The 540-nt window shown below is 69.8% G+C and carries 1 protein-coding gene; it reads right to left on the bottom strand.

Translation table 11 applies throughout. The annotated features are described in order from the left end of the window. Positions 1-540 (bottom strand): FtsX-like permease family protein (locus tag KZA10_RS17345; RefSeq protein ID WP_308289713.1); only part of this gene is annotated, 540 nt, incomplete at both ends.

Raw genomic sequence — 540 nt, 5'->3', positions numbered from 1 at the left:
CACCGATCGCCGGCAGCGCCACGAACGGCTGGGCGAGCGAGAAGTCGGAGGGGGCGTTGTCGATCAGCTGCCCGCCGATCTGCACCCCGATCACCGCGAGCAGGAGGCCGGCGAGCAGACCGATCGCCGCGCCGAGAAGCCCGACGACGAGTCCCTGCTTTCCGACCTCTGACCGCTGCGAACGCGCAGTCGCCCCGATCAGACGCATGAGCGCGATCTGACGGGTGCGTCCGGCGATGATCGTCGAGAAGGTGTTCGCGGTGACGATGGCGGCGACATACATCGCGACCACGGTCAGCAGCACCGACAGCAGGGCCACCATGAAGGCGAGCGTCCCGCTGTCACCGATGAAGGGGTCGGCCTGCAGCACGGCGCCGATGTAGGCGGTGATCTCGACGAGGAGCACACCGAACGCGGCAGACAACGCAGCGACCAGGATGCTCGCGCCCATCCCCCGATCGCGCAGCCACGCCAGCCGGGGGCCGGTCGCCCGCGATTCGGGGACGACCGTGGTGGCGGCATGACCGCCGTCGCCACGGT

This window comes from Microbacterium sp. BF1 (genome assembly GCF_019279095.1).
Lineage (GTDB): Bacteria > Actinomycetota > Actinomycetes > Actinomycetales > Microbacteriaceae > Microbacterium > Microbacterium maritypicum.
Note: the sequence above shows the minus strand (reverse complement) of the source record. Positions and strands in the feature narration are given on the sequence as shown.